The 26,355-nt window shown below is 61.1% G+C and carries 23 protein-coding genes; 15 read left to right on the plus strand and 8 right to left on the minus strand.

Annotated elements, in window-relative coordinates:
- The first annotated feature begins 37 nt into the window (after positions 1-37).
- On the plus strand, positions 38-493 hold the full coding sequence (locus LIX91_RS14495) for a TadE/TadG family type IV pilus assembly protein (protein WP_003419362.1): 456 nt from the start codon (positions 38-40) through the stop codon (positions 491-493).
- Positions 483-3,263 (plus strand): PAS domain-containing protein, encoded by a 2,781-nt coding sequence (locus LIX91_RS14500; protein WP_226488671.1) that lies wholly within the window; start codon positions 483-485, stop codon positions 3,261-3,263. Before LIX91_RS14495 ends, LIX91_RS14500 begins: the two co-directional genes overlap by 11 nt.
- Here LIX91_RS14500 and LIX91_RS14505 read toward each other — a convergent pair.
- The 3 genes from LIX91_RS14505 to LIX91_RS14515 form a co-directional block, all read right to left on the minus strand.
- Positions 3,260-5,296, minus strand: coding sequence for a TadG family pilus assembly protein (locus LIX91_RS14505; protein WP_226488672.1), 2,037 nt, complete (start codon positions 5,294-5,296; stop codon positions 3,260-3,262). The two genes, LIX91_RS14500 and LIX91_RS14505, sit on opposite strands and share 4 nt — an antisense overlap.
- A gap of 137 nt (positions 5,297-5,433) precedes the next feature.
- On the minus strand, positions 5,434-6,750 hold the full coding sequence (locus tag LIX91_RS14510; protein WP_046271287.1) for a bifunctional DedA family/phosphatase PAP2 family protein: 1,317 nt from the start codon (positions 6,748-6,750) through the stop codon (positions 5,434-5,436).
- A gap of 3 nt (positions 6,751-6,753) precedes the next feature.
- Positions 6,754-7,425, minus strand: a complete 672-nt coding sequence (locus LIX91_RS14515) for a DNA-3-methyladenine glycosylase (protein WP_226488673.1) — start codon at positions 7,423-7,425, stop codon at positions 6,754-6,756.
- 285 nt (positions 7,426-7,710) lie between these two features.
- Between LIX91_RS14515 and LIX91_RS14520 the strand changes: the two genes are divergently transcribed.
- The 12 genes from LIX91_RS14520 to lipA all read left to right on the plus strand — a co-directional run bounded on the left by LIX91_RS14520 (position 7,711) and on the right by lipA (position 19,117).
- A complete protein-coding gene (locus LIX91_RS14520) occupies positions 7,711-8,976 on the plus strand; it encodes a glutamate-5-semialdehyde dehydrogenase (RefSeq protein WP_103696295.1) in 1,266 nt (421 codons plus the stop codon).
- 22 nt (positions 8,977-8,998) lie between these two features.
- Entirely contained in the window at positions 8,999-9,658 is a 660-nt protein-coding gene (nadD, locus tag LIX91_RS14525) for a nicotinate-nucleotide adenylyltransferase (protein WP_161420682.1), read from the plus strand.
- Positions 9,659-9,718: 60 nt separating this feature from the next.
- Positions 9,719-10,105, plus strand: coding sequence for a ribosome silencing factor (rsfS, locus tag LIX91_RS14530; protein ID WP_003340916.1), 387 nt, complete (start codon positions 9,719-9,721; stop codon positions 10,103-10,105).
- A gap of 9 nt (positions 10,106-10,114) precedes the next feature.
- Positions 10,115-10,582, plus strand: coding sequence for a 23S rRNA (pseudouridine(1915)-N(3))-methyltransferase RlmH (gene rlmH / locus LIX91_RS14535; protein ID WP_003313894.1), 468 nt, complete (start codon positions 10,115-10,117; stop codon positions 10,580-10,582).
- Positions 10,583-10,610: 28 nt separating this feature from the next.
- Positions 10,611-12,506 (plus strand): penicillin-binding protein 2, encoded by a 1,896-nt coding sequence (mrdA, locus tag LIX91_RS14540; RefSeq protein ID WP_003419344.1) that lies wholly within the window; start codon positions 10,611-10,613, stop codon positions 12,504-12,506.
- Positions 12,507-12,537: 31 nt separating this feature from the next.
- Positions 12,538-13,641 carry a rod shape-determining protein RodA gene (gene rodA, locus LIX91_RS14545; protein ID WP_003368803.1) on the plus strand — a complete coding sequence of 368 codons (1,104 nt, stop codon included), beginning with the start codon at positions 12,538-12,540 and terminating at the stop codon, positions 13,639-13,641.
- Between the two features lie 17 nt (positions 13,642-13,658).
- The gene (gene mltB, locus LIX91_RS14550; RefSeq protein ID WP_004411948.1) at positions 13,659-14,666 is read left to right on the plus strand and encodes a lytic murein transglycosylase B; all 1,008 of its coding nucleotides are present in this window, start codon (positions 13,659-13,661) and stop codon (positions 14,664-14,666) included.
- Positions 14,666-15,694, plus strand: coding sequence for a septal ring lytic transglycosylase RlpA family protein (locus LIX91_RS14555; RefSeq protein WP_004411946.1), 1,029 nt, complete (start codon positions 14,666-14,668; stop codon positions 15,692-15,694). The genes mltB and LIX91_RS14555 overlap by 1 nt, the downstream gene beginning before the upstream one ends.
- A 240-nt stretch (positions 15,695-15,934) precedes the next feature.
- On the plus strand, positions 15,935-17,095 hold the full coding sequence (locus LIX91_RS14560; RefSeq protein ID WP_226488674.1) for a D-alanyl-D-alanine carboxypeptidase family protein: 1,161 nt from the start codon (positions 15,935-15,937) through the stop codon (positions 17,093-17,095).
- Positions 17,096-17,185: 90 nt separating this feature from the next.
- A complete protein-coding gene (locus LIX91_RS14565; RefSeq protein ID WP_003340907.1) occupies positions 17,186-17,461 on the plus strand; it encodes a DUF493 domain-containing protein in 276 nt (91 codons plus the stop codon).
- Positions 17,461-18,117, plus strand: coding sequence for a lipoyl(octanoyl) transferase LipB (gene lipB, locus LIX91_RS14570; RefSeq protein WP_003313884.1), 657 nt, complete (start codon positions 17,461-17,463; stop codon positions 18,115-18,117). The genes LIX91_RS14565 and lipB overlap by 1 nt, the downstream gene beginning before the upstream one ends.
- A complete protein-coding gene (gene lipA, locus LIX91_RS14575; RefSeq protein WP_002555327.1) occupies positions 18,110-19,117 on the plus strand; it encodes a lipoyl synthase in 1,008 nt (335 codons plus the stop codon). Before lipB ends, lipA begins: the two co-directional genes overlap by 8 nt.
- A 268-nt stretch (positions 19,118-19,385) precedes the next feature.
- Here lipA and LIX91_RS14580 read toward each other — a convergent pair whose 3' ends face one another.
- The 5 genes from LIX91_RS14580 to leuS all read right to left on the minus strand — a co-directional run bounded on the left by LIX91_RS14580 (position 19,386) and on the right by leuS (position 25,633).
- The gene (locus tag LIX91_RS14580) at positions 19,386-20,723 is read right to left on the minus strand and encodes a lytic murein transglycosylase (protein ID WP_003421065.1); all 1,338 of its coding nucleotides are present in this window, start codon (positions 20,721-20,723) and stop codon (positions 19,386-19,388) included.
- Positions 20,724-20,806: 83 nt separating this feature from the next.
- Complete coding sequence (arfA, locus tag LIX91_RS14585; protein WP_002555325.1) at positions 20,807-20,962, minus strand: alternative ribosome rescue factor ArfA; 156 nt, start codon at positions 20,960-20,962, stop codon at positions 20,807-20,809.
- Positions 20,963-21,252: 290 nt separating this feature from the next.
- A complete protein-coding gene (gene holA / locus LIX91_RS14590) occupies positions 21,253-22,290 on the minus strand; it encodes a DNA polymerase III subunit delta (protein WP_003368796.1) in 1,038 nt (345 codons plus the stop codon).
- A gap of 41 nt (positions 22,291-22,331) precedes the next feature.
- Entirely contained in the window at positions 22,332-22,937 is a 606-nt protein-coding gene (gene lptE, locus LIX91_RS14595) for an LPS assembly lipoprotein LptE (RefSeq protein ID WP_046271498.1), read from the minus strand.
- 89 nt (positions 22,938-23,026) lie between these two features.
- Positions 23,027-25,633: a leucine--tRNA ligase gene (gene leuS / locus LIX91_RS14600; protein WP_226488675.1), complete on the minus strand. Its 2,607-nt coding sequence runs from the start codon at positions 25,631-25,633 to the stop codon at positions 23,027-23,029.
- Positions 25,634-25,946: 313 nt separating this feature from the next.
- Here leuS and LIX91_RS14605 point away from each other — a divergent pair, with 313 nt between their 5' ends.
- A complete protein-coding gene (locus tag LIX91_RS14605) occupies positions 25,947-26,288 on the plus strand; it encodes a hypothetical protein (protein ID WP_003419319.1) in 342 nt (113 codons plus the stop codon).
- The last annotated feature ends 67 nt before the right edge of the window (positions 26,289-26,355 follow it).

Consider the following 26,355-nt stretch of genomic DNA (forward strand, 5'->3'; position numbering starts at 1 on the left):
CTGTGTTGATGCACTACATGTCTGGGTAGACGTCGATATGAAAACTGTTCTGCAACATACCTTGCCCCGTCGTCAACAGGGGGCCGCCGCTATTGAATTCTCTGCGGTGTTCGTTATTTTCTTTGCGGTGTTCTACGGCATGGTGAGTTATAGCCTGCCGTTGCTCATGGTCCAGTCATTCAATGCCGCTGCCAGTGAAGCGGTGCGCAGAAGTGTGGCCCTCAGTCCGACAGTTACTGGCTATAACGATCTGTTGAAGAGTCAGGCTCAGAGTGTGGTCATGAACCAGTTGTCGTGGATACCCCCAGCGCTGGGATTCAATGTCAACCATACCAGCGTGACTTATAGCGCAGGCATTCTGACCGTGACCATCCAGTATCCCAAGACCCGACTGGCTCAGGTACTGCCCTTGTTGACCCTCCCTGGCATTGGCGAGGTCCCGCGCTTGCCGAGCAACCTGACTGCACAAGCGAGTCTGCAACTTGTCCCTTGAAAAGAATCGTTTGAGCCGTTGGCTGGGCCGTGGTGAAGCAACGCAGGTGCCGCAGACGTTGCCCGTATCGAGCGAGCCCGGTCCGATCGGTGCAGACCTCTATCTGCTGCTGGATGACGAAGGCCGTATACAAAGCATCAGCCCGCACTTGCTCGCCCGGCTGGACGTCGCTGCGCCACTGCCGGCGGCTCAGCGTTTGATGAGTCTGCTGCTGCCCAACAGTGCGCTGGTCATCGAAGGGGTGCCGCGTGACTGGTTGGGGCACATGCTCGACCTGGACTTCAAGGGGGATGATGCGCATACCTTGCACGCCCGAGGCTGGGTGCAGGCGCATGGCAAGGGCTGGCTCTTGCAATTGCTGGATATCAGCGACCTGATGGAAGAGGCCAGTGCCGCGCGCAGCCGCCAGCAGTGCCTGCGGTTTGCCGGACAGATGGCCGAGCGTGTGCGAGGGTGCAACGTCGACCGCTTGACTGCGGTGGTGAGCGAGCAGCTGGAGGAGCTCGCGCAGTTGTGGCGCATTCCCTGTGTGGCGCTGGTGTTGCCGGAGGCGGGCGGTGTCGGCTGGCGTGTTTATTGTCAGTACAGCGCGCATACGGCGCCCGAATTGTGGCAGGTCGGGCAGCGGCTGGGCACTGCGCTGGATCGATTCAACGTCGACGCCACGCAGCAGCTGAGGTTTGGCGGCGGTGTCGATGAGGGCGCGCTGCAAAGTGTTTTTGGCAACGCTGAAGGTTTTCTGATCCCCCACAGCCGCGATAACGTTGCCAAAGCCTGGCTGATGTTCGGATTTTATAACGCGCAGCAGCAGGCTCCGGACCTTGGCGAGCGTGAGTGGCTGAACCTGTGCTCGGCCTTGGCTGGGCCGGTACTTTTTCGCCTGTCCGAGCAACACAACCGTCATCATGTCGAACGCCTGGCGGTGCTTCAGGACCTGCTGGGCACCGGATGGTGGGAATTGCTGCCGGATCGTGACGAGGTTCTGCTGGCACCGCAGCTGGCTCGCAGTCTGCGTCTGGGCGACCGGGTCGAGAGCCTGTCGCGTCAGGACTGGCTGGCACTGATTCATCCCGCCGATCGACAGGAGCTGTCCAGTCGTCTCGCGCAGTTGCGCGACAAAGGCACACCGCTGTTGCTCTGTGTGCGTCTGGCACAAAACGACCCCGCTCAGGAAACCCTCTGGTTTCGTATCCAGGGGCAGGCGTTGAACAGGGGTCAGGTTCAGCGAGTGCTGGGCTTCATGCTGGACGTCAGCGATATCAAGAATCAGGAAACCGAGGCCGCCGCCGCGCATGCCCGGCTGGATAACCTGATTGCCAGCTCGCCCGCCGTGATTTACGTGCAGCGTTACGATCACGGCAACCTGGAGCCCACCTTTTTCAGTGACAGCCTCACGCCTTTGCTGGGCTGGACGCTGGCCGATTGCGTCGATGGGCAACTGGCGGGATACATCCATCCCGACGACCACGACATCTGGTTCGAGCGTAACCGCCAACTGCTGCGCGAAGGATTCGTCAGCCGCCGTTTCAGGTTGCGCAACAGGAACGGCCAGTACCACTGGCTGCTGGACGAGGCGCGACTGCTGCGTGACGACCTTGGCATGCCGGTGGAGGCGGTGGGCCTGTGGCTCGACGTGACCGAGGCCACCCTGGCCGCCGAGCATATACGGCGCAGCGAGGAGCGTTACCGCATTCTGGTCGAGGATTCGCCGGCCATGATCTGCCGCTACACGCCGGACCTGGTGTTGAGTTTCGGCAACCGGCCGCTGGCCAATTATATGGAGTGCACACCCGAGCAACTGACCGGGATCAACCTGGGCGACTGGCTGTCGGACGAGCAGCGTGAGGCGTTCATCCGGCGTATCGGTCAATTGACTCCGGAAGCGCCGGTGAGTACCGAAGAAATCTGCATCGAGCTGCCGGGACGCGAGTATGCCTGGTGGATATGGGCCGACCGGGGAGTATTCGATGAGCACGGCAAACTGGTCGAAGTGCAGGCGGTAGGCCGTGACAACACCGATGTACGTCGCTCGCGCATGCAGTTGAATCAGAGCGCGAAGATGGCAACGCTTGGCGAGATGTCCACCGGTCTGGCCCACGAGATCAATCAGCCGCTCAACGTCATGCGCATGGCCGTGGTCAACGTTCTCAAGCGTCTGGGCCGGGGTGATGTGGACATCGAATACCTCACCGAAAAACTCAATCGCATCGACACCCAGGTGCAGCGTGCCGCCCGGGTGGTCGATCATATGCGGGTATTCGGTCGCCGCTCTGAGGTAGAGGAGCAGTTGTTCGATCCGGCCCAGGCGGTGGAAGGCACGATCTCGATGCTGGCTGAAGGCATGAAAGGCAAGGCCGTGCAGTTGCGGGTCGGCGCGATGATCGACGCGGTGCAGGTTCGTGGCCATGTCGATCAGCTTGAGCAGGTGCTGATCAACCTGATGGTCAACGCCCGTGATGCCTTGTTGTCGCGCCGGGAAAAGGACCGGGATTTCGAGCCGTGGATCAGTGTCGAGGCCGAGCGCGATGAAAATATCATCCGCCTGGCGGTCCAGGACAACGGCGGGGGCATTGATCCGCGGTTGCTGGAGCGTATTTTCGAGCCGTTTTTCACCACTAAACCGATCGGTGTCGGCACCGGGCTGGGCTTGTCCGTCAGTTACGGCATTGTCGACCAGATGGGCGGCCAGCTCAGCGTCGCCAACGTCGGTGAGGGCGCTCGATTCCAGATCGAGCTGCCGATCTTCAACGCCGATCAGACCGGCAGCTAGATCACCAGCGTCGCCTGACCCAGGTTGCAGCTCAGATTGGAGCCGACGTCGGTGGCCCCCATGCTCACACCCAGTGATTCGAACAACGGGTCGACGACCGACGTGAGCAAGCGTGTCAGGGTGTCGTCGACAATCGCATCCAGCGCCAGGGTCAGGCTGCTCAGGGTGCCGGCCGCACCGGTGATGACGTTGCCCAGCACATTGCTGGTCGCCGGTTTATACACATTCACTTTGACGCTTGAAGCCGTGCCGTTGAGCAAGGTGCTCGGTTTGGTGTGCGCAACGCGTGTCAGGTAAAACGGGGCGCTGCTGATCTCCGGCAGGTTGGGCGAGCTGAACGTCGTGCTGGTTACCGTCGAGCTGCCCAGTGCCGACTGGCTGACGTTGTCGAAGGTAAGGCCGATACCGCCACCTCCAAAAGGTTTGCGCGCGGTGCAGTTACCCAGCAGCCCGGCGATTTTCTGACAGGTCATGGTGCCGATATCGATGACCGGTAGCGGCAGGGCGGTGACTGCCGCGGGATCAGTGCTGGCGGGGAAGGCCGACGAACTGTCGATCCAGCCGATCTTGGCGCTGAGCAGCGCTGCGTCGGTCTTGACGCTGAGGGTTTTGCTGGCGTTGCTGGTGCAGGTAAAACCGGTGACGTAGCTGTCGGCGCTGGCCATTGACAGGCTCATGTCGATCCTCGGACCTGCGTTTGACGAGCCTTCGGAGGTCAGAAACTTGAAGTCGGTCACCATACAACTGGTGAGTCCCAGCGCGCAGGTGGCCGAGGTCCCCAGCCCGGCAATGTTCAGGCCCAATGCGCTGTTGAGAATCGGCGTGAGGCTGCCTATCACTGAACCTGCGGTATTGGCCAGCGAGGTTATCGTGCCGAGCACCGGCAGGTTGATCGACACCAGCGCGCGCATTTGTGCCGTGCGCACGTAAATCCGGTTGGCACCGTTTCGCGGGTCGAGCGGGTCGATCTTGCTCGGGTCGCCGATCGCCGACAGCTGAGGCGGCTCGATCACCTGAATGCGTGTGGTGACCTGCGCCAGCCCGGCGACATTGATCTGGGTCGCGGTCAGAACGCCGGTCTTTTCATTGGCCAGTTGCGCGATGCCCTGGACCAGATCCATCAGGCGCAGATTGGTATTCAGCGCGGCGAGGTCAGCGCCGCTCTGCACGGACAGCAGATCACCCAGCAGCACGGTGGTTGCTCCGGAGGCCAGCTTCAAGGCTTGCAGGCCCTGAATGGCGGCGGCACCGCCCAGCGTTGCGTTGGGGCTGATGACATTGATCGCGCTCTGCAGCAACTGACTGACCGAAACCGAGGTGTTGAGTACATCGTTGTAACCAACCGCCGTGAGGCTGAGGTCGGTTTTCAGCCTGTTCAGGTAGCTCAGCAGACTCAGGTTGGTGTCTGCAATGCCTTGCCAGTTGGCAACACTCAGGTTCAGCGTGCCGCCCAGCAGGCTGCCGACCACCGGGTTGAGGAGCGCGGCACCGGTGCTGTCCACAGTGACTCCCGCACTGCGGATGGTCAGTGCCGCCAGCGGCGAGGCGCTGGCGGCCACGGCAGTGGCGCTGATCGTGACGTTGGGTGGGGAGGGCGTTTTTTCGAACAGGGCGCCAATGCCGGCTGCAATGCTGCGTGGCACCGGATGAGCCGCGACCACCTGAATAGCCAGCGCCTGCGTCGAATCGGCGACAAATACGCGAGGCCCCGCGACGTCCACGGTGAGTGTTCCGCAGCGGGTTACCAGGGTGCGGCCATCGGTATTCGGGGTGAAACCGTTGCGCGTGGCGCTCTGATTGGCGAAATCGGGCGCAGTGGCTGCCGTGCCGCTGCACGTTCCTCTACGGCCCGCCGCTTCCAGTGCGGCAATGTCCGCAACCCGCTGCAACGAGCGCTTTTCCAGATACAGCCTGCCGCTGTCGATAACGGTCAGCGTGCACAGCAATGCCAGGCCCATGGTCAGCGCCGCCATAAGGCCGATCGCGCCGCGCTGCCGGGAGGGCAGCGCCGTATAACCATCCAGTGGAGACATCAACACTCCTTCGATCACGCCATCGCACACTCATTTGTCCCTGAAGAGTGTAGTCAACGCCTCGAAAGAGCGCTGGCAAGGTGCCAGATTTGAGCAGTGTCGCACCCGTCATGTGCGGGCGCGATCAGGTCTGTCGATCAATACTGGTAACGCAGCACGCCATGCGACAGGGCACGAACGGCGAAGATGCCCAGCAAGGCGGTCATGGCGGGCACGACGAGCCACCAGACGCGCACCGACATGGCCGGCAAGGGGTCCTTGCGTTGAATGAACGCCAGGCTGGCAGCGCAGACACAGAACGCCAGAAGCATGCCGGCGAGAATGTCGGTAGGCCAGTGAACGCCCAGGTAAACCCTCGACAGCGCGATTGCCAAAGCCGGAATACCGGCGACCAGCATCCAGGTCAGGCGCAGCCGCACGGGTTGGCCGCGTCCGGCCAGCACTGCCAGGGTCATGAACAGCGCAAAGGCTGCCGAGCTATGACCGCTGGGCATGCTGTACGTGGTCAGCGGCTCTAACAGCACCTCCGGGCGAGCGCGGGCGAAAAACGTTTTCAGGATGCCGTTGGCGATCGCGGTGCCCAGTGTGGCGATCAGAGCAAAGGCTGCGTGGCGCCATTGCCTGGCAACCGCCAGTACGATGATCAGCAGGCTGGCGGCCAGCAATTGCGCCCTGAAATCGCCAATGCTGGTGACGAAGACCACGATGTGCTGCGTGGCTTCGCTGCGGTGTTCCTGGATGAGCGTCATCAGGCCGTTGTCGAAGTCGGCCAGCAACGGGAAGCCGAAGAACAGCGCCGCGACCAGCATCAGGCTGAGCGCGGAAATCAGGCGGGTTGCGTAGCGTTTCTGGCGAATACTGCTCTGGATGCTCAGCCCGAACAGGACGGCCAGCCCGCCGCCGACCACGGCCGCCTCGGGCCAGAAGCCTTCCGGCAGTGGCAGGCGAATCGCTGCGCCTGCCGCCCAGCCCGGCATCAGGTAGGCAATCGACCAGCCTGCCGCCGCCAGCACGCTGACCGCTACGAAGCGCGGCAGCGGCATGTCGCACATGCCGGCGATCATCGGCAGCATCGGGCGCAACGGACCGATGAAGCGTCCCACCAGCAAACTGGCAATGCCGTAACGGTGGAAGTATTTTTCCGCACCTTCCATCCACTCCGGGTGCGTGCGCAGGCCGGGCAATTGACGGATATTCTGATGAAAGCGCCGGCCTACGAAGTACGACACCGCGTCACCCAGCAGCCCGCCGAGAAAACCCAGCAACAGCACTTCGCTCAACGGCAGTATGCCGCTGCCCGCCAGGGCGGCGATGGCAAACATGATGACCGTGCCCGGCACGACGATCCCGACGATCGCGACGCATTCAATGAAGGCCACCAAAAAGATCGCGACAGCCACCCAGGAAGGGTTTGCGGTCAGCCAGCCAGTCATTCCATTGAGCAGATCGCCCATCGGTCAGTTTCCTTGATCGAGAAATAAGTAGTCGCGGCCTTCGACCTGACCGCGTCTTAGAGGGTTCCGTGTGCAGAAACGGGCGTAACCGGCATCCACGAAGCGATACATCAAGTGCTCATCGCGCCCGGCGGGAATGCCCAGTCGGGTGGTCTGGATAATGCGTTCGGGTGTCTGACCGACGTCCTCGACCAGCAATTTTTCAGGGTCGAAGCGCTTGGCGTCCCACACCGGGACTTTCAGGCCGAGCGCCTTGCACAGCAGCGTCTGGCCAGCGCAAAGCCGTTGCGCAGGGCGCATCGCGCCGCTGGCGTCGGGGTTGTTCAGTTGCATCTGCGCCAGCGCGTTTTCGTCGCTGGTTGCGTCGGTCCAGGGAAACGCCGATTTGATCAGCACGGCATTGCCCGGCCCCTCGGCGCTGAAATTCAACGAATCACCGCCGCGTGCGTAGTACATATAGATGTGGCCACCGTCGAGAAACAGCGCCTTGCGTTTCTCGGTGTAGCCCAGCGAGGCATGGCTGCCTTTTTCGGCGCAGTAGTACGCTTCGGTTTCGATGATCCGCGCGGCCAGCCACAGGTCGCCTACCTTGTGGCGAATGACCTTGCCCAGCAGAGCGCGCGCCAGCACCTGGGCATCGCGATGAAAGAAGTGGTCGGGGAGGGCTGTGGGCATAGTCGGGCGGGTACATTGAGAAAGAGCCCGATAATAACAAGCGCAACTTTAATTGCAGCTGAATGTGTCTGGATTAGGCGCTTTGTTGTTTCTGAACGTGACCGAATCATGACAAGCCGTTATGCCCATGCAGGGTGCCAGCCTGCGCATGGCCGCCGGCAACGCCTGCCACGGTGACGAAAAAACTGCGCACTGATATCGACCATCCGCCTGTCTGCGCTGTCGTTCGGGCGGCACGACAGCTATAATCAGCCGCTTTCCTCTTTGCCAAGACCTCTGAGACCAATGACTGAGTCCGTTCTTGACTACATGACCCGCCTGGGTCGCGCCGCCCGCGAAGCTTCGCGAGTGATCGGCCGTGCCAGCACTGCGCAGAAGAATCGCGCCCTGCAGGCCACTGCCGCCGCTCTGGACGAAGCCCGCGCCGAGCTGTCTGCCGCCAATGCGCTGGACCTGGCCAATGGTCAGGCGAACGGCCTTGAGCCGGCCATGCTCGAGCGTCTGGCCCTGACCCCCGCACGTATCGACGGCATGATCGTCGGGTTGCGTCAGGTAGCAGCGCTGGCGGACCCGGTCGGTGCGATCCGCGACATGAGCTATCGGCCGTCGGGTATTCAGGTCGGCAAGATGCGTGTGCCGCTGGGTGTTGTCGGAATCATCTACGAGTCACGTCCGAACGTGACCATCGATGCGGCAAGTCTGTGCCTGAAGTCCGGAAACGCAACCATCCTGCGCGGTGGTTCCGAAGCCATTCATTCCAATCGCGCCATCGCGGCCTGCATCGAGCGCGGCTTGGCCGAGGCCGGGCTGCCCGCTGCGGTCGTGCAGGTGGTTGAAACCACCGACCGTGCAGCCGTTGGCGCGCTGATCACCATGCCCGAGTACGTGGACGTCATCGTTCCGCGTGGCGGCAAGGGTTTGATCGAACGCGTCAGTCGCGACGCGCGGGTGCCGGTCATCAAGCATCTGGACGGCATCTGCCATGTGTACGTCAGTGCCCACGCCGATCTGGCCAAGGCGCAGAAGATCGCCTTCAACGCCAAGACCTACCGTTACGGGATCTGTGGCGCGATGGAAACCCTGCTGGTCGATCAGACCATTGCAGCCGACTTTTTGCCGTCGATGGCCGCGCAGTTTCGCGAGAAGGGCGTCGAGTTGCGCGGTTGCGAGCGTACCCGTGACTTGATCGACGTGATCCCGGCCACCGAGGACGACTGGCACACCGAGTACCTGGACGCGATTCTGTCTATTCGCGTCGTGTCCGGTCTGGATGAAGCCATCGAGCACATCAACCATTACGGCTCGCATCACAGCGATGCCATCGTGTCGGACCACCAGAGTCAGGTGCGCCGGTTCATGGCCGAGGTCGATTCCAGTTCGGTCATGGTCAACGCGCCGACCTGCTTCGCTGACGGGTTCGAATACGGCCTGGGTGCCGAGATCGGCATTTCTACTGATAAGCTGCACGCCCGCGGTCCGGTCGGTCTTGAGGGGCTGACCTGCGAGAAGTACATCGTGATCGGTGACGGCCAATTGCGCGGACAAGCCTGACTTGAATAGCCCCATGACCGCGCTGCCCAGACGTATCGGCATGCTTGGGGGCACGTTCGACCCGGTTCATATCGGTCATTTGCGCGGTGCGCTCGAAGTGGCCGAACTGCTGGAACTCGATGAGTTGCGCCTGACGCCCAGCGCCAGGCCTCCGCATCGTGACATGCCGAGCGTCACCGCCGAGGATCGTCTGGCGATGGTCCAGAGCGCCGTTGCGGGTGTGTCGCCCCTGACGGTGGATGACCGTGAACTGAAACGTGACAAACCGTCGTACACCCTCGACACACTGGAATCGATGCGCGCTGAACTGGCGCCTCGCGACCAGTTGTTCCTGTTGCTGGGTTGGGATGCCTTTTGCGGGCTGCCGACCTGGCACAGATGGGAAGAACTGCTGGAGCACTGCCATATCGTGGTGCTGCAACGCCCGGACGCGGACAGCGAGTCGCCGGATGCCATGCGCAATCTGCTGGCGGCCCGCGCAGTCAGCGATCCCAAGGCCCTGAAAGGGCCGGGTGGACAGATTACATTCGTCTGGCAGACGCCTTTATCGGTGTCTGCCACCCAGATCCGTCAACTGCTGGCCAGCGGTAAGTCGGTACGTTTTCTGGTGCCAGACGCGGTACTGGCCTATATCGATGCACGCGGACTTTACCGCGCGCCGAACACTGATGGGTCGTCCTGAAACTGCTTTGATCGACAAGCGTCTGGACGGTCCCACACATACGAGCTGAATGAGTTTTATATGACAAAGCAAAAAATGAGCAGTGAAGACGTCATCAATGTTGCGATTGCAGCCCTTGAAGAGGTCAAGGGTGCTGACATCCTGACCATCGACGTGCGCGACAAGACCAGCATCGCTGACTACATGCTGATCTGCACCGGCACGTCCAACCGTCAGTTGAACGCACTGGTCGATAACGTCCGTGACAAGGTCAAGGCTGCCGGCCTGAAGTCCCTGAGCGAAGAAGGCAAGGGCGACAGCGACTGGGTCCTGCTGGACCTGGGTGATGTGATTGTCCATGTGATGACCGCTGCGGCGCGCCAGTTCTATGACCTCGAGCGCTTGTGGCAGGGTGCAGAACAAAGCCGTGCTGCCAGCGCTGCGCACCACACACCGGGCAACGAATAAGGCTTTGATGTGCGTCTGCGTCTGATCGCTGTGGGTTCGCGCATGCCCAAGTGGGTGGAAGAAGGTTGGCACGAATACGCCAAGCGGATGCCCTCCGAGCTTGCGCTTGAACTGGTGGAAATCCCGCTCAATACCCGAGGCAAAAACGCCGACGTCGCACGCTTTATCCGTCAGGAAGGCGAGGCGATGCTGGCGAAAGTGCAGCCGGGCGAGCGGATTGTCACCCTGGAAGTGCAGGGCAAACCGTGGAGCACCGAGCAGTTGGCGGTCGAACTCGATCGCTGGCGTCTCGATGCGCGTACGGTCAACCTGATGGTCGGCGGCCCCGAGGGGCTGGCGCCTGAAGTCTGTGCCCGCAGTGAACAACGCTGGTCTCTGTCGCCGCTGACCCTGCCGCACCCGTTGGTGCGCATTCTGATCGGCGAGCAGATGTATCGCGCCTGGACGGTCCTGTCCGGGCACCCTTATCACAAGTAGCATCGTCTTTACTGTGAATACGGCCTAAATGTCTCAACCGATCCGCCTCAAAGACCACGAAAAGGACGCACGCCTGGTGCGCGGCAGGGTCGTGTTCGGTGCAGTGGCGGTGGTGTTGCTGGTGTGCGTGCTGATTGCCCGGTTGTATTACCTGCAGGTCATCCAGTACGACTATCACTCCACGCTTTCGGAAAACAACCGCGTTCACGTTCAGCCGATTCCGCCCAGCCGTGGGCTGATCTACGACCGCAATGGCGTTGTGGTCGCCGACAACCGGCCCAGTTTCAGTCTCAGCATGACCCGTGAACGTGCAGGCGAGTGGTCCAGCGTGCTCGACACCATTGTCGAGATCCTGCAGCTCACCCCTGACGACCGCATCATCTTCGAAAAGCGCATGAAACAGGGGCGTCGGCCATTCGAACCGGTGCCCATCCTGTTCGAGCTGAGCGAAGAACAGATCGCCCTGATCGCCGTCAACCAGTTCCGCCTGCCGGGCGTCGAAGTGGTTGCGCAACTGGTCAGGCACTACCCGCAAGGGCCGCACTTTGCCCACTCGGTCGGCTACATGGGGCGCATCAACGAAAAAGAGCTCAGGAGCCTCGACCCGATCAATTACAGCGGCACGCACCATATCGGCAAGACCGGTATCGAGCGCTTTTACGAGCCCGAACTGCATGGTCAGGTTGGCTACGAAGAGGTCGAGACCAACGCCCGTGGTCGCGTATTGCGTGTGCTCAAGCGCACCGACCCGATCCCCGGCAAGGACATCGTCCTGAGCCTGGACATCAAACTTCAGGAAGCCGCCGAAGCCGCACTGGGCGGGCGTCGTGGTGCGGTCGTCGCCCTCGACCCGGCCACCGGTGAAGTGCTGGCGATGGTCAGTGCGCCGAGCTTCGATCCGAACCTGTTTGTCACCGGCATCAGCTTCAAGGCCTATGCCGAGCTGCGCGATTCCATCGACCGGCCGCTGTTCAACCGCATCCTGCGAGGGTTGTACCCGCCGGGCTCGACCATCAAGCCTGCGGTGGCGATTGCCGGGCTGGATACCGGTGCAGTGACGCCTGGCTCGCGGGTATTCGATCCGGGCTATTACCAACTGCCCAACTACGATCACAAGTACCGCAACTGGAACCGCACCGGCGATGGCTGGGTCGATCTGGATACGGCGATCATGCGTTCAAATGACACGTACTTCTACGATCTGGCGCACAAGGTGGGCATTGATCGACTGGCTACCTACATGAACAAGTTCGGTATCGGGCAGAAGGTCTCGCTGGACATGTTCGAAGAATCTCCCGGCCTGATGCCTTCCCGTGAGTGGAAGCGCGCCACGCGCCGGCAGGCGTGGTTCCCCGGCGAGACGCTGATCCTCGGCATCGGTCAGGGCTACATGCAGGCAACGCCGTTGCAACTGGCCCAGGCGACCGCGCTGGTGGCCAACAAGGGGGTGTGGAACCGTCCGCACCTGGCCAGAACCATCGAAGGCAAGGCGCCTGTGGATGAAAACCCGATGCCGGACATCGTGCTGCGCGACCCGGCCAACTGGGGACGCGTCAACCACGGCATGCAGGAAGTGATGCACGGCGCGCGCGGTACGGCGCGCAAGGCCGCTATTGGCGCGCAGTACCGGATTGCCGGCAAGAGTGGTACGGCCCAGGTGGTGGCCATCAAGCAGGGCGAGAAATACGACCGCACCAAGGTGCAGGAACGTCACCGCGACCACGCCTTGTTCGTCGGCTTCGCCCCGGCCGACAACCCGAAAATCGTTGTTGCAGTGATGGTCGAGAACGGTGAGTCCGGTTCCGGCGTTGCTGCCCCCGTCGTGCGTCAGGTCCTGGACGCCTGGCTGCTCGACGAAAACGGCCATCTCAAACCCGAGTACGCCGGATCCCTGAATCTGGAGGCTGCGGCCCGTGAAGAGTAATTTCGACCGCATCCTGTCCAGTGAAGACGTGATGCGTCGCCGCGCCACGTTTCTGCAGCGCATTCATATCGACGGTCCATTGCTGATCCTGCTGCTGACGCTGGCGGCGGGCAGCCTGTTCGTGCTGTATTCGGCCAGCGGCAAGAACTGGGATCTGCTGATCAAGCAGGCCAGTTCGTTTGGCATCGGTCTGGTGGCGATGGTGGTGATCGCCCAGCTGGAGCCGCGCTTCATGGCGCGCTGGGTGCCGGTGCTGTATGTCATCGGCGTCCTGCTGCTGGTGGTGGTGGATGTCATGGGCCACAACGCCATGGGCGCGACGCGCTGGATCAACATTCCCGGGGTGATCCGCTTCCAGCCTTCGGAGTTTCTCAAGATCATCATGCCGGCGACCATCGCCTGGTACCTGTCCAAGCGCACGCTGCCCCCGCATTTGAAGCATGTGGCGGTCAGTCTCGCCCTGGTCGGTGTGCCGTTCATTCTGATCGTGCGCCAGCCCGACCTGGGGACGTCGCTGCTGATTCTGGCGTCGGGTGCCTTCGTGCTGTTCATGGCCGGTTTGCGCTGGCGCTGGATCATCAGCGTACTGGCGGCGGCCGTACCGGCAGCGGTGGCCATGTGGTTCTTCTTCATGCACGACTACCAGAAGCAACGCGTACTGACGTTTCTGGACCCCGAAAGCGATCCGCTGGGGACCGGCTGGAACATCATTCAGTCAAAGGCTGCTATCGGTTCGGGCGGCGTGTTCGGCAAAGGCTGGTTGCTCGGCACCCAGTCGCACCTCGACTTTCTGCCGGAAAGCCATACCGACTTCATCATTGCCGTATTGGGTGAAGAGTTCGGCCTGGTAGGCATCTGTGCGCTGCTGATCATCTATATGCTGCTGATCGGCCGCGGGCTTGTGATCACTGCACAGGCGCAGACATTATTCGGCAAACTGCTGGCCGGCGCGTTGACCATGACGTTTTTTGTTTACGTTTTCGTCAACATCGGTATGGTCAGTGGCCTGCTGCCAGTGGTGGGGGTGCCGTTGCCCTTCATTAGCTACGGCGGAACTTCGCTCGTGACCCTACTGTCAGCGTTTGGGGTTTTGATGTCGATCCATACACATCGTAAATGGATCGCTCAAGTTTGATTAAGGTGAATTATTCAATGCAAGCAGTGCGTAACTGGGCTCGATATGCTCCGGTGGTCGGTCTGGTGGGCATCCTTGGCTCGGTGCAAGAGGCATTGGCTGGCGACTATGAAGGGTCGCCTCAGGTGGCGGAATTCGTCGGTGAGCTGACCCGCGATCATGGCTTTGCCGGTGAGCAGTTGATGAGCCTGTTCCGGGAGGTCGAGCGCAAGCAGGCCATCCTCGATGCGATTTCCCGCCCGGCCGAACGGGTCAAGCAGTGGAAAGAGTATCGGCCGATGTTCATCACCGATACGCGCATCGCACGCGGTGTCGACTTCTGGCGTCAGCATGAGGCCGCCTTGGCGCGCGCCGAGCAGGAATACGGCGTGCCGGCGCAGATCATCGTGTCGATCATTGGTGTAGAAACCTTCTTCGGCCGCAATACCGGTAATTACCGGGTGATCGACGCCTTGTCGACGCTTGGCTTTGATTACCCGCCACGCGCCCAGTTCTTCCGCAAGGAATTGCGCGAGTTTCTGCTGCTGGCTCGCGAGCAACAGGTCGACCCTCTGACCCTCAAGGGTTCGTACGCCGGGGCAATGGGGCTGCCGCAGTTCATGCCGAGCAGCTTCCGCGCCTACGCGGTGGATTTCGACGGTGATGGTCATATCAACATCTGGACCGACCCGGACGATGCCATCGGCAGTGTCGCCAGCTATTTCAAGCGTCATGGCTGGGTGGCCGGTCAGCCGGTGGTCAGTCGTGCCACGGCGCGTGGCGACCGGGTTGACGAGGGGTTGAGCCCTGCGCTTGATCCGGTAATGTCGGTCGGGGAGTTGCGACAGCTGGGCTGGGCGAGTCATGATGCGCTGCGCGACGATATGCCGGTGACGGCGTTTCGTCTGGAAGGCGACAATGGTCCTGAATACTGGCTGGGTTTGAACAATTTTTATGCAATCACTCGTTATAACCGCAGTGTGATGTACGCCATGGCCGTATATCAGCTGTCTGAATCGTTGGTTCAAGCTCGAGGCGTAAAGTAATGCGGGCATCGCCGATTCTTCAATCATTCAAGCTTCTGGCGCTGACCGGCCTGGCAGTGCTGGTTGCCAGTTGCTCGTCGCCGTCACGCACAACGTCGTCGCAGTCGCCAAAAGGCGGCGCCGTGGTGCGCTCGATGCCGGGGCTGGATATCAACCGTGCCCACAAGGACGGCGCGCCATGGTGGGATGTGGATGTCTCGCGTATCCCTGATGCAACGCCAACCCTGCACACCGGCGCCTACAAGGCCAACCCCTACACGGTGCTGGGAAAAACCTATTTCCCGATGAGCGATGCCAAGCGTTACGTCGCTTCGGGCACTGCCTCCTGGTATGGCACCAAGTTTCATGGTCAGAACACCGCCAATGGCGAGGTGTATGACCTTTACGGCATGAGTGCCGCGCACAAGACCCTGCCGCTGCCCAGCTACGTCAAAGTGACCAACCTGGACAACAATCGCACGGTGATCCTGCGCGTCAACGATCGCGGGCCGTTCTATTCCGACCGCATCATCGACCTGTCCTACGCGGCCGCCAAAAAGCTCGGCTATGCCGAAAGCGGCACGGCACGGGTCAAGGTCGAGGGTATCGACCCGCAGGAATGGTGGGCGCAACGCGGGCGTCCGGCGCCGCTGTTGCTCAATCAGCCGCAGGTCGTTGCCCAGGCGACGCCGCCTGCGCTGTCCACCTCGACCGGCACCGTCGAGCAGTACACACCACCGCCTCAGCAGCACGCTGCACCTGTCGTGCCTATGCAGGTTGACGCAAAAAAAAACGCTTCAGGACAAGCCGCTGGGCTATTTCTCCAGGTGGGAGCCTTCGCCAACCCGGACGCTGCGGAACTCCTGAGGTCGAAATTGAGCGGGATGGTTCGAGCGCCGGTGTTCGTCAGCTCGATAGCGCGCAATCAGCAAACGCTTTATCGAGTGCGGATGGGACCGATCGACACGCAGGGTGAAGCCCAGCAGCTGCAAAACAGCGTCAGGTCGGCCAATCTGGGCCAGCCGAGTGTAGTGACATCGGATCAGTAAGTTTTTCGACAACCGTTCTCCGGCAATAATGGGGGACGGTATGCAGTCGCAGGCGGCGCAGATTTGCTTTCAGGGCAAGCGTTGCAGGTAACTGCCCACAAGGTCGTGTGTCGAACAGGCGACTTTGTCAGCCAGGGTTACAGCCTGGCGCCACGAGCCGTACCGAGGCGTTTCGCTTCGCCGGTCTGTTCAGTTTTGCCCGCAAGGGCATGTTTGCCCATTAGGATTCTCGAGAGACGGATGAACATCACCACCTTTGCAAAACGTTTGTGCCTGCTTGTTCCACTGATCATCACCCCGACTGTATGGGCGGCAGAGCAGATGACGCCTGCTGCACCACAACTGGCGGCCAAGGCCTACGTGCTGATGGATGCCACCAGCGGCAACGTTCTGGTCGAGAACAACGGTGATCAGCGCCTGGCTCCTGCCAGTCTGACCAAGCTGATGACCGCCTACATCGCGACCCTGGAAATCCGTCGCGGCCAGATTGGCGAAAACGATCCGGTGACGATCAGTGAAAACGCCTGGCGCACAGGCGGTTCGCGGATGTTCATCAAGGTCGGCAGCCAGGTCACGGTCAGCGATCTGCTGCACGGCATCATCATTCAGTCGGGCAACGACGCCAGCGTCGCGATCTCCGAGCACATTGCCGGCAGCGAAGATGCCTTCGCCGACATGATGAACAAGACTGCTGCCGATCTGGGCATGACCAACAGTCACTTCATGAACCCGACCGGTCTGCCGAACCCTGAGCACTACTCGTCGGCTCACGACATGGCGATCCTGGCGCGCGCGATCATTCACGAAGACCCGGCTCACTATGCGATCTACTCGCAGAAAGAGTTCTTCTGGAACGGCATCAAGCAGCCTAACCGCAACCTGCTGCTGTGGCGCGACAAGACCGTTGACGGTCTGAAAACCGGTCACACCGATGAAGCCGGCTACTGCATGGTGTCGTCGGCTGTACGTGACGGCATGCGTCTGATTGCCGTGGTGTTCGGCACCAACAGCGAACAGGCTCGTGCAGCTGAAACCCAGAAGCTGCTGACCTACGGCTTCCGTTTCTTCGAAACCCAGAACTTCTATCAGAAGGGCACCGAGCTGGCCCAGGCCACGGTCTGGAAAGGCGCCGAGCGTCAGGTCAAGGCCGGTCTGGCTGAAGATCTGAGCATGACCATGCCAAAAGGCGACATGAAGAAGCTGTCTGCCAGCATGACCATGAACCCGCAACTGGTTGCGCCAATCGCCAAGGGCGACGTGATCGGCAAGGTCGAGGTCAAGAAAGACGATCAGGTGGTCCACACCGCCAATCTGATCGCTCTTGATGGGGTTGAAGAAGGTGGTATTTTCCGCCGCGTGTGGGATAGCATCCGCCTGTTCTTCTACGGCTTGTTCAACTGATCCAGTAACCAATGCCGACCTTCTCGCGGCCTGCTCATGATCTGAGCGGGCCGCGTGTCCGTCGTCACGGCTTGTGAGACCTTTACTGCCATGACTGATACCGACATCAAGTCGCACAAAATCGAATTTCCCTGCAATGACTATCCGATCAAGGTGATCGGTGACACCAGTGTGGGCTTTACGGCGGCCGTGATGGAAGTGCTTGAAAAGCATGCCACGGTCGATCTCAAGACGCTCGCCGAGCGTCAGAGCAGCAACGGCAAATACACCACTGTGCAATTGCACATTGTCGCTACCGGCGAAGACCAGTTGCGCGATATCAATAGTGCCTTGCGCGCTACGGGTTTCGTGCACATGGTGCTCTGATGGCGGCTACGCTGGGTTTTCGTGATCTGGGCCTGATCGATTACGAAACCGCCTGGCACGCCATGAAGCGCTTTACCGACGAGCGTGGTCGCGAGGCTGCCGATGAAGTCTGGCTGGTCCAGCATCCGCCGGTTTTCACCCAGGGACAGTCCGGCAAGGCCGAGCATTTGCTGCTGCCGGGTAATATTCCTGTCGTACAGGTCGATCGTGGCGGCCAAGTGACTTATCATGGCCCGGGCCAACTGGTGGCTTATCTGATGCTGGACGTCAGGCGCCTTGGTTTCGGCGTTCGCGATCTGGTCACCCGGATCGAGAACACCCTCATCGCCTTGCTCGCCGACTACGGCGTCAAGGCTGCAGCCAAGGCTGATGCCCCCGGCGTATACGTTGACGGCGCGAAAATAGCGTCGCTCGGTCTGCGCATTCGCAACGGCTGTTCGTTTCATGGTCTGGCGTTGAACGTCGACATGGACCTTGAGCCGTTTCGCCGCATCAACCCTTGCGGATACGCCGGACTGGCCATGACCCAACTGAGCGATCAGGCAGGGCAGATAGAATTTTCCGAGGTAAGTGCCCGACTGCGTGCGCAGCTCGTCAAACACCTCGACTACGCTGAGCAGGCGACCCTTACGGGCGGAATAAACCATTATGACTGACACCGTGCAAACCCTGATCCCGACGCTGGATGTTTCCGAGCGAGTGGCCCGTCCGAAAGTCGAAGCGGGCGTCAAGCTTCGCGGAGCGGAAAAGGTTGCGCGCATCCCGGTCAAGATCATCCCGACGGTAGACCTGCCGAAGAAGCCTGACTGGATTCGCGTACGCATCCCGGTTTCTCCGGAAGTCGACCGTATCAAGCAATTGCTGCGCAAGCACAAGCTGCACAGCGTCTGTGAAGAGGCATCCTGCCCCAACCTGGGCGAATGCTTCTCCGGTGGCACTGCAACGTTCATGATCATGGGCGACATCTGCACCCGTCGCTGCCCGTTCTGTGACGTGGGCCACGGCCGTCCGAAGCCGCTCGACGTCAACGAACCGAAAAGCCTCGCCATCGCGATTGCCGACCTGCGCCTGAAGTACGTGGTTATCACCTCGGTGGACCGTGACGACCTGCGTGATGGCGGTGCTCAGCACTTCGCCGACTGCATCCGTGAAATCCGCCTGCTGTCGCCGGGCGTACAGCTCGAAACGCTGGTACCGGATTACCGTGGCCGGATGGACGTTGCGCTGGAAATCACCGCCGCCGAGCCGCCGGATGTGTTCAACCACAACCTGGAAACCGTACCGCGTCTGTACAAGGCTGCGCGTCCGGGTTCGGACTACCAGTGGTCGCTGACCCTGCTGCAGCGCTTCAAGCAGATGGTACCGCATGTACCGACCAAGTCCGGGCTGATGCTGGGGTTGGGCGAGACCGACGAAGAAGTCATCGAAGTCATGCAGCGCATGCGCGAACACGACATCGACATGCTGACCCTGGGTCAATACCTGCAGCCTTCGCGCAATCACTTGCCCGTGCAGCGCTTTGTCCACCCGGACACCTTTGCCTGGTTCGCCGAAGAAGGCTACAAGATGGGCTTCAAGAACGTCGCGTCCGGGCCGCTGGTACGCTCCTCGTACCACGCCGACGAGCAGGCCAAGATCGCCAAGGCGATGCTCTGACAACACGCCGCAAAAACAAGAAGGGCCAGGTAGTGATACCTGGCCCTTCTTTTTTGCGGTTGATTATCGTGCCGATGCTCCGCGTTGGCATGCAGTTCGTGACGCTCCGCGTCACGCTCTTCGCCGCATCGTAAGTCGAGATAGGACGCAGAGCGTCCGGAAATGCATTCCGACGCTGGAGCGTGAGGAACGATAGGCGTCCGTAAGAACACTATCGTGCCGACGCTCCGCGTTGGCATGCCGTTCTGGACGCTTTGCGTCCTCCCGATTACTGCCCGACAGGCTTGCGCAGGTTCTCCAGCAATTCATGCGTCGGGTAACCGTCGGCTGGCCAGCCGAACGACTGCTGCGCACTGCGGATAGCCTTGCGTGTATTGGCGCCGATAATGCCGTCTGGCGCGCCTGCGTCGTACTGGCGTGCCGAGAGCAGGGTTTGCAGCTCAATGCGCTCTGAGCGGCTCAGCGGCAGGTCTCCGCGTGGCCAGCTGCCCACGACATAGCCCGCGCCCTTGAAGCGATCGGAAAGCAGGCTGATCGCCAACGCGTAGGAAGTCGAGTTGTTGTATTTCAAAATCGCGCGGAAGTTGTCCAGCACCAGAAAGGCTGGCCCGCGATAACCGGCCGGCAACAGCAAGGCGGCTTGTTGCTGGCTGGCAGCGACCGGAATGGCGGAGCCGTCCGGCTGTTTCAGGCCCAGTTGCTGCCATTCTGCGAGACTCTTGCGGGTCGTCGAGTCGGCCAGCGAGTAATCGAATCCCGAGCCGAGCACCACTTCAAAGCCCCAGGGCTGACCACGCTGCCAGCCGGAGCTTTGCAGGTAGTGCGCAGTGGAGGCGAGGGCATCGGCAGGGGTGTTCCAGATATCACGTCGGCCATCGCCGTCAAAATCCACGGCATGGGTGTTGTAGGTAGTCGGGATGAACTGCGTCTGACCCATCGCACCGGCCCACGAACCGAGCATTTTGTCCGGGGTGATGTCGCCATGCTGGATGATTTCCAACGCGGCCAGCAACTGGCTCTGTGCAAAGCCGGGACGGCGACCTTCGTAGGCCAGCGTTGCCAGTGAGCGAATGACGGATTGCGTACCCTGGAACGACCCGAAGTTACTTTCCATGCCCCATACCGCGACCAGCGCCTGACGATCCACGCCGTACTGCTGCTCGATCTTCTGCAGGTCGTCGGCATACTGCGAAAGCAGCGCCTGACCCTTGCGTACGCGTGCGGCAGAGATGGCACCGTCGAGGTATTCCCAGACCGGGCGGCTGAATTCAGGCTGGCTGCGGTCGGCCTTGACCACGCTCATGTCGGGGGTGACGCCGGCAAATGCCAGATCGAATACGTCCGCGCGGATACCTGCCTTCAAAGCCTGGGCACGAAAGCCGGCCTGCCATTCGCTGAAGCTGACGGCGGGCTGAATCGTGAGGTTGTCATCAACGACCAGCGCTGGCGTAGGCGCTACGGCAGGAGCGTTTGTCTGCACTTTGCTGGATTGAAGAGGCGTGGCATCGGCTGCAGTGGGTTTTTCTGCGCAGGCTACCAGGGCAACAAGACTGGAGGCAGCGATGAGTTGGCGCAGCTGCGGGCGATGGGTAAAACGAGAAGGCATGCTTGAGTCCAAGGGTATTACCGTTAGGTGCAGACCATAACACGGCTAAGCGGTTGAAAGCGCCCCGGAAATGTTGCTCGATATCAGGCTGCCATAAAGCAGGAAGCCTCCCAGCTTTTAGACTGGAAGGCTTCGCGGCGGTAGCTGCCTTTGCCCTTGGCGGGTTGTTCCTGACGACTGCGGAACAAAGGCTGGGCGATGATGGATTTGGCCTTGTTCGGCCGCTTTGGCTTGCTCATGGCGGGTGCTCCTGATGGGTGTTGTAAAACGCTGCGAATCATCGGGCAGAACGGCGCGTGTGTCTAATAGTCGTGTGCTATGGCGCTGAGCGCGCAATTGGCCGAGTGATCGAAGACCTGTGGGAGCGAGCTTGCTCGCGAAGGGGCCGGAACAGACACCTCGCTTTGATTATCGTGCCGATGCTCTGCGTCGGCATGCAGTTCGTGACGCTCCGCGTCACAAGAGGACGCAGAGCGTCCTGAAGGGCATTACCACGCAGAGCGTGGGAACGAGAGTCGACAACACCTGCCTACTCCGCAGGCAGCGCCAATCGTTGCCCTGCCATCAGCAGCGCCAGTCGGCTCAGGCTGCTCCATGGCGAGCCTGCGGCCTGGCCTTTGATCTGCGCATCGATGCGTTGCGCATCCATGAGCAGCTGGCTCCAGCGTTTTGCCGAGTGGCGTTGCAGGGCCTTGCTCATCAGTGGCTTGCGCTTGTCCCAGATCGGCGGACGTGCCGAGCTGAACACCTTGTCCAGCGGCACGCCCTGGCTGAACTGTTGTGACATGTTGGCCAGAGCGCGCAGTTCGCGGGTCAGTGCCCAGAGAATCACCGGCGTTTCGACCCCTTCGCCACGCAGCCCTTCGAGCATGCGCAACGCATGGGCGGCCTCGCCATTGAGCACTGCATCGGTCAGGCCAAACACATCGAAGCGTGCACTGTCGGCCACCGCCGCTTGCACGGTCTCGACGGTGATCTGGCCTTCTTCGGCCATCAGTTTGAGCTTTTCGATTTCCTGCGCGGCGGCCAGCAGGTTGCCTTCGACCCGGGCCGCGATCAGTTCGACGGCGTCCTGAGTCGCCGCCAGACCTGCCTGCGACAGGCGCTGGCGGATCCATTGCGGCAGCTGGCCGATGTCCACCGGCCAGATTTGCACGAACTGGGTTTGCGCGCCCTCGACCAGGGCCTTGCCCCATTTGGTTTTCTGCGCACTGCCATCGAGCTTGGGCAGGCTGATCAGCAGCAGGGTGTCTTCGGCAGGTCTGGCGCAATATTCCATGAGCGCCGCAGCACCCTTATCGCCGGGCTTGCCGGAGGGCAGACGCAACTCCAGGAGACGGCGTTCGGCAAACAGCGACATGCTGGCACCCGCCTGGAGCAATGTGCCCCAGTCGAAGCTGGCGTCGGCGCTGAATACCTGCCGCTCATCGAAGCCTTGCTGGCGTGCGGCCGCGCGAATGGCGTCAGCTGCTTCCTGGCAGAGCAGCGGGTCATCACCGCTGATCACATAGACGGGCGCAAGTGTGCCTTGCAGGTGCTTGCCGAGTTGGGCGGGAGCGAGTTTCATGATTCAGAGGATGTCGGGGCCGGAAAACCGGCCCCGAACACTTATCTGGCTGGAACTTCGACAGGCGACTGCTGAGGCGTCTCGTCGCGGATTCGCTGAGCAGCCTCGAGTGCGTCGGCTTCGGCCTTGGCAACTGCATCGGCCTTGGCCTGCAGCTCGTCCAGACGCGAAGGGGTCAGTTGCTGCAAGCGCGCCATCAGTTTCTGGATCAGGTCGTTGCGCATTTCCTGACGAACCTGGGAGGCTTCCTGGTCGGAACCGGTCAGGTTGTTGCCGTCGTGTACGTAGGAACGGTCTGCGGTGACTTTATCGCCAAGAAGCATGCGGTCCCTGTCGCCATGCACTTCATAGGTCAGGGTGGTGGTCAGCTGGTATTCAGCCGAGCGACCCGAGCCCGAGTAGCTGATGACGCGCTGAGTCTCGGCTTCGTTGGTCAGCATCAGCTTGTAAGGCGCGCCGGTGTAGACCTTGACGCCAGAGCTGGTCAGCAGGCGAGTGAGCTGAGTCACGGTTTCGCCATAGGCGTTGCGGGCGCTGACATCCAGCTCCTTGATCGCCAGCTCGGTGGTACCGGTGCCACGCAGATGGAAGCCACAGGCACTCAACAGAACAGCCAGGCCCATCACCAGCAAATTGCGTTTGATCATCTTGATGCTCCCCTTGAATCCGTTTGGGCCGCCAGTGCGTGCCCTGGAAATATGTTCGGCGCCCTGCGTTTGCCGGGCGCCCGATCCAATCAGCTTGCGACGATGTTGACCAGCTTGCCAGGCACGACGATCACCTTGCGAATGGTCAGGCCATCAGTGAAGCGCAATACGTTCTCGTTGACGCGTGCAGCCGCTTCGACTTCTTCGCGGCTGGCACTTGCAGGCATCTCGATGTGGCCGCGCAGCTTGCCGTTGACCTGAATCACCAGTTGCAGACTGTCCTGCACCAGCGCATGTGCGTCGAATGCAGGCCAGCCCGCGTCGATGACCGGCTCATTGTGGCCCAGTTGCGTCCACAGTTCGTGACTGATGTGCGGCGTGATCGGTGCCAGCAGCAGGGTGACGGTTTCCACGCCTTCCTGCATCAGTGCGCGATCCTGCGGTGTGTCCTGCGGGGCCTTTTCCAGCACGTTCATCAGCGTCATCACTTGCGCGACAGCGGTGTTGAATTTCTGGTTCTGGCCAATATCCTGGCTCGCCTGTTTGATCGCCTGATGGATCGCGCGGCGGATGGCTTTCTGCTCGTCGGACAATGCCGCAACGTCCAGGCCGGTCGACGGGCCTTGAGCCACATGCGCCTGAGCCAGACGCCATACGCGGCGCAGGAAACGATGCGAACCTTCGACGCCCGAGTCGGACCATTCCAGGCTCATGTCGGGCGGGGAGGCGAACATCATGAACAGACGGCAGGTGTCGGCACCGTACTGGTCGATCATGGTCTGCGGGTCGATGCCGTTTTTCTTCGACTTCGACATCTTTTCAGTGCCGCCGATTTCCACCGGCAGGCCGTCGCTGGTCAGTGTGGCGCTGATCACCTTGGCCTTGGCGTCTCTTTCGAGGGTTACGTCGGCCGGGTTGATCCAGGTCTTCTTGCCGCTGGTTTCCATGCGGAAGTAGGTTTCGGCGTTGACCATGCCCTGGGTGAGCAGGTTCTTGAACGGTTCGTTCGAGGTCACCAGGCCTTCGTCGCGCATCAGCTTGTGGAAGAAGCGGGCGTAGAGCAGGTGCAGGATCGCGTGTTCGATACCGCCGATGTACTGATCCACCGGCAGCCAGTGGTTGGCAGCGTTGGGCTCGACCAGACCACCTTCGTAATGCGGCGACGCATAGCGCGCGTAGTACCACGAGGACTCGACGAAGGTGTCCATGGTGTCGGTTTCACGCTTGGCCGGTGCGCCGCATTTCGGGCAGATGCATTCGTAGAACTCGGGCATGCGCGCCAGTGGCGAGCCAGCGCCGTCGGGCACGACGTCTTCCGGCAGGACAACCGGCAACTGGTCTTCCGGGACCGGCACGTCGCCGCAGGTGTCGCAATGCACGATAGGGATCGGGCAGCCCCAGTAGCGCTGGCGGCTGATGCCCCAGTCGCGCAGGCGGAACTGGGTGCGGGACTGGCCGAGGGATTTCTTGACCAGCGCGGCTTCAATGGCGTCGAACGCTTCCTGGAAGGTCAGGCCGGTGAATTCTCCGGAATTGATCAGCTCGCCATGCTCACCGTAGGCCGGTTGCCATGGGGCAGGCGTTTCGTCGCCGGCGCTGGTGCGGACCACGGGCTTGATCGGCAGACCGTACTGGGTAGCAAACTCGAAATCACGCTCGTCGTGCGCCGGTACGGCCATGACCGCGCCATCGCCGTAGTGCATCAGCACGTAGTTGGCCACCCAGACCGGCAGTTTCTCGCCAGTCAGTGGATGCTCGACGAACAACGAGGTCGCCTGGCCTTTCTTTTCCTGTGTGGCAACGTCGGCTTCGGCAACGCTGCCGCCCTTGCATTCATCGATGAACGCTTGCAGTGCGGGGTTGCCTTGAGCGGCCAGGGTTGCCAGCGGGTGTTCAGCCGCCACCGCGACGTAGGTCGCACCCATCAGGGTGTCAGGGCGGGTGGTGAAGACTTTCAGGGCACCGGCTTCGCCGATCGAGGCCTGGTCGTACGGAAACTGCACTTCCATGCCGCGCGAACGGCCGATCCAGTTGCGCTGCATGGTCTTGACCTGTTCAGGCCAGCCCGGCAGTTCGTCGAGGCTTTCCAGCAGCTCATCGGCGTACGCGGTGATCTTGAAGTAGTACATCGGGATTTCGCGCTTTTCGATCAGCGCGCCGGAACGCCAGCCGCGGCCGTCGATGACCTGCTCGTTGGCCAGTACGGTCTGGTCGATAGGGTCCCAGTTCACGGTGCCGTTCTTGCGGTAGATCACACCCTTTTCGAACAGGCGAGTGAACAGCCATTGTTCCCAGCGGTAGTAATCCGGCTTGCAGGTGGTGACCTCGCGCGACCAGTCAACCGCCAGACCCAGGCTTTTGAGCTGGGTCCTCATGTAGTCGATGTTTTCGTAGGTCCACTTGGCCGGTGCGACGTTGTTGTCGATGGCGGCGTTTTCAGCCGGCATGCCGAAAGCGTCCCAGCCCAGTGGCTGCAGAACATTCTTGCCCAGCATGCGCTGGTAACGGGAGATCACGTCACCAATGGTGTAGTTGCGCACATGACCCATGTGCAGCTTGCCGCTCGGGTAAGGAAACATCGACAGGCAATAGAAAGTGTCCTTGCCTGGCTGTTCACTGACTTCAAAAGACTTTTGCTCATCCCAGAACGTTTGGGCGGCGGCTTCGATTTCACGGGGCTGATAGAGTTCGTGCATGGCTACTTTTTACTAAGGATTAGTGACCCTTGACCTCTTCATTGCTTCGCCGAGTCAGGTCGGCACCGCGTGGCGGACAATTGCAACTGTCTGTGCGGTGCGTTCGGGCTCAAGAGCGCGGAAGTGGAATTACAGGAAGCGCAGTAGCATACATGAGGGCCGTCTATCGAGGGAAACCCTGATTGCTCCACTTGTGGGCTCAACGCCCGGCTGACAACCGCATCTGGCCGTTGGTCGTTGTTCCCTACCGGTTCTTGCAGCAGCGCTAAGCTCAAACGCGAGGGTGATGATTATCTTCGATGAGGTGAGCGGGATGACAGAGTTGCAGCATGTTGTAAGCCTGACCCGGCTGTATGAGCGTCTGATCGACCGTCTCGGTCTTGCACTCGAGACGGCGAGTACCTCGGTCCGGCTCCGGAACGAGTCGCCTGCCGAGCTTGAGCTCAAGGGGCTGAGTCGTGCCGAGTTCCAGTTGATCGAAGCCTATCTCGAAAAAGGTTCCGGGGACGCAGGCGCAGCTGTCGTGGACATGTCCTCGGGCAGTGCTCTGGTGGCTGCGGAGCATGGCAGGGCGCCGCGTGCGTCAGCCACCATCGTCTGGCTGAAGGACCGGCGACGAGCCAAGGCGTCAGTGCGGCTGGGCCGTAACTCTTAGGCTCTGTACGAAAAGTGGCTGCGCTCGGTGATGCTTCGTTAAAAACAGGCTCGGATGCGAGTCCAAT

This window comes from Pseudomonas sp. B20, assembly GCF_020515755.1.
Taxonomy (GTDB): Bacteria; Pseudomonadota; Gammaproteobacteria; order Pseudomonadales; family Pseudomonadaceae; genus Aquipseudomonas; species Aquipseudomonas syringae.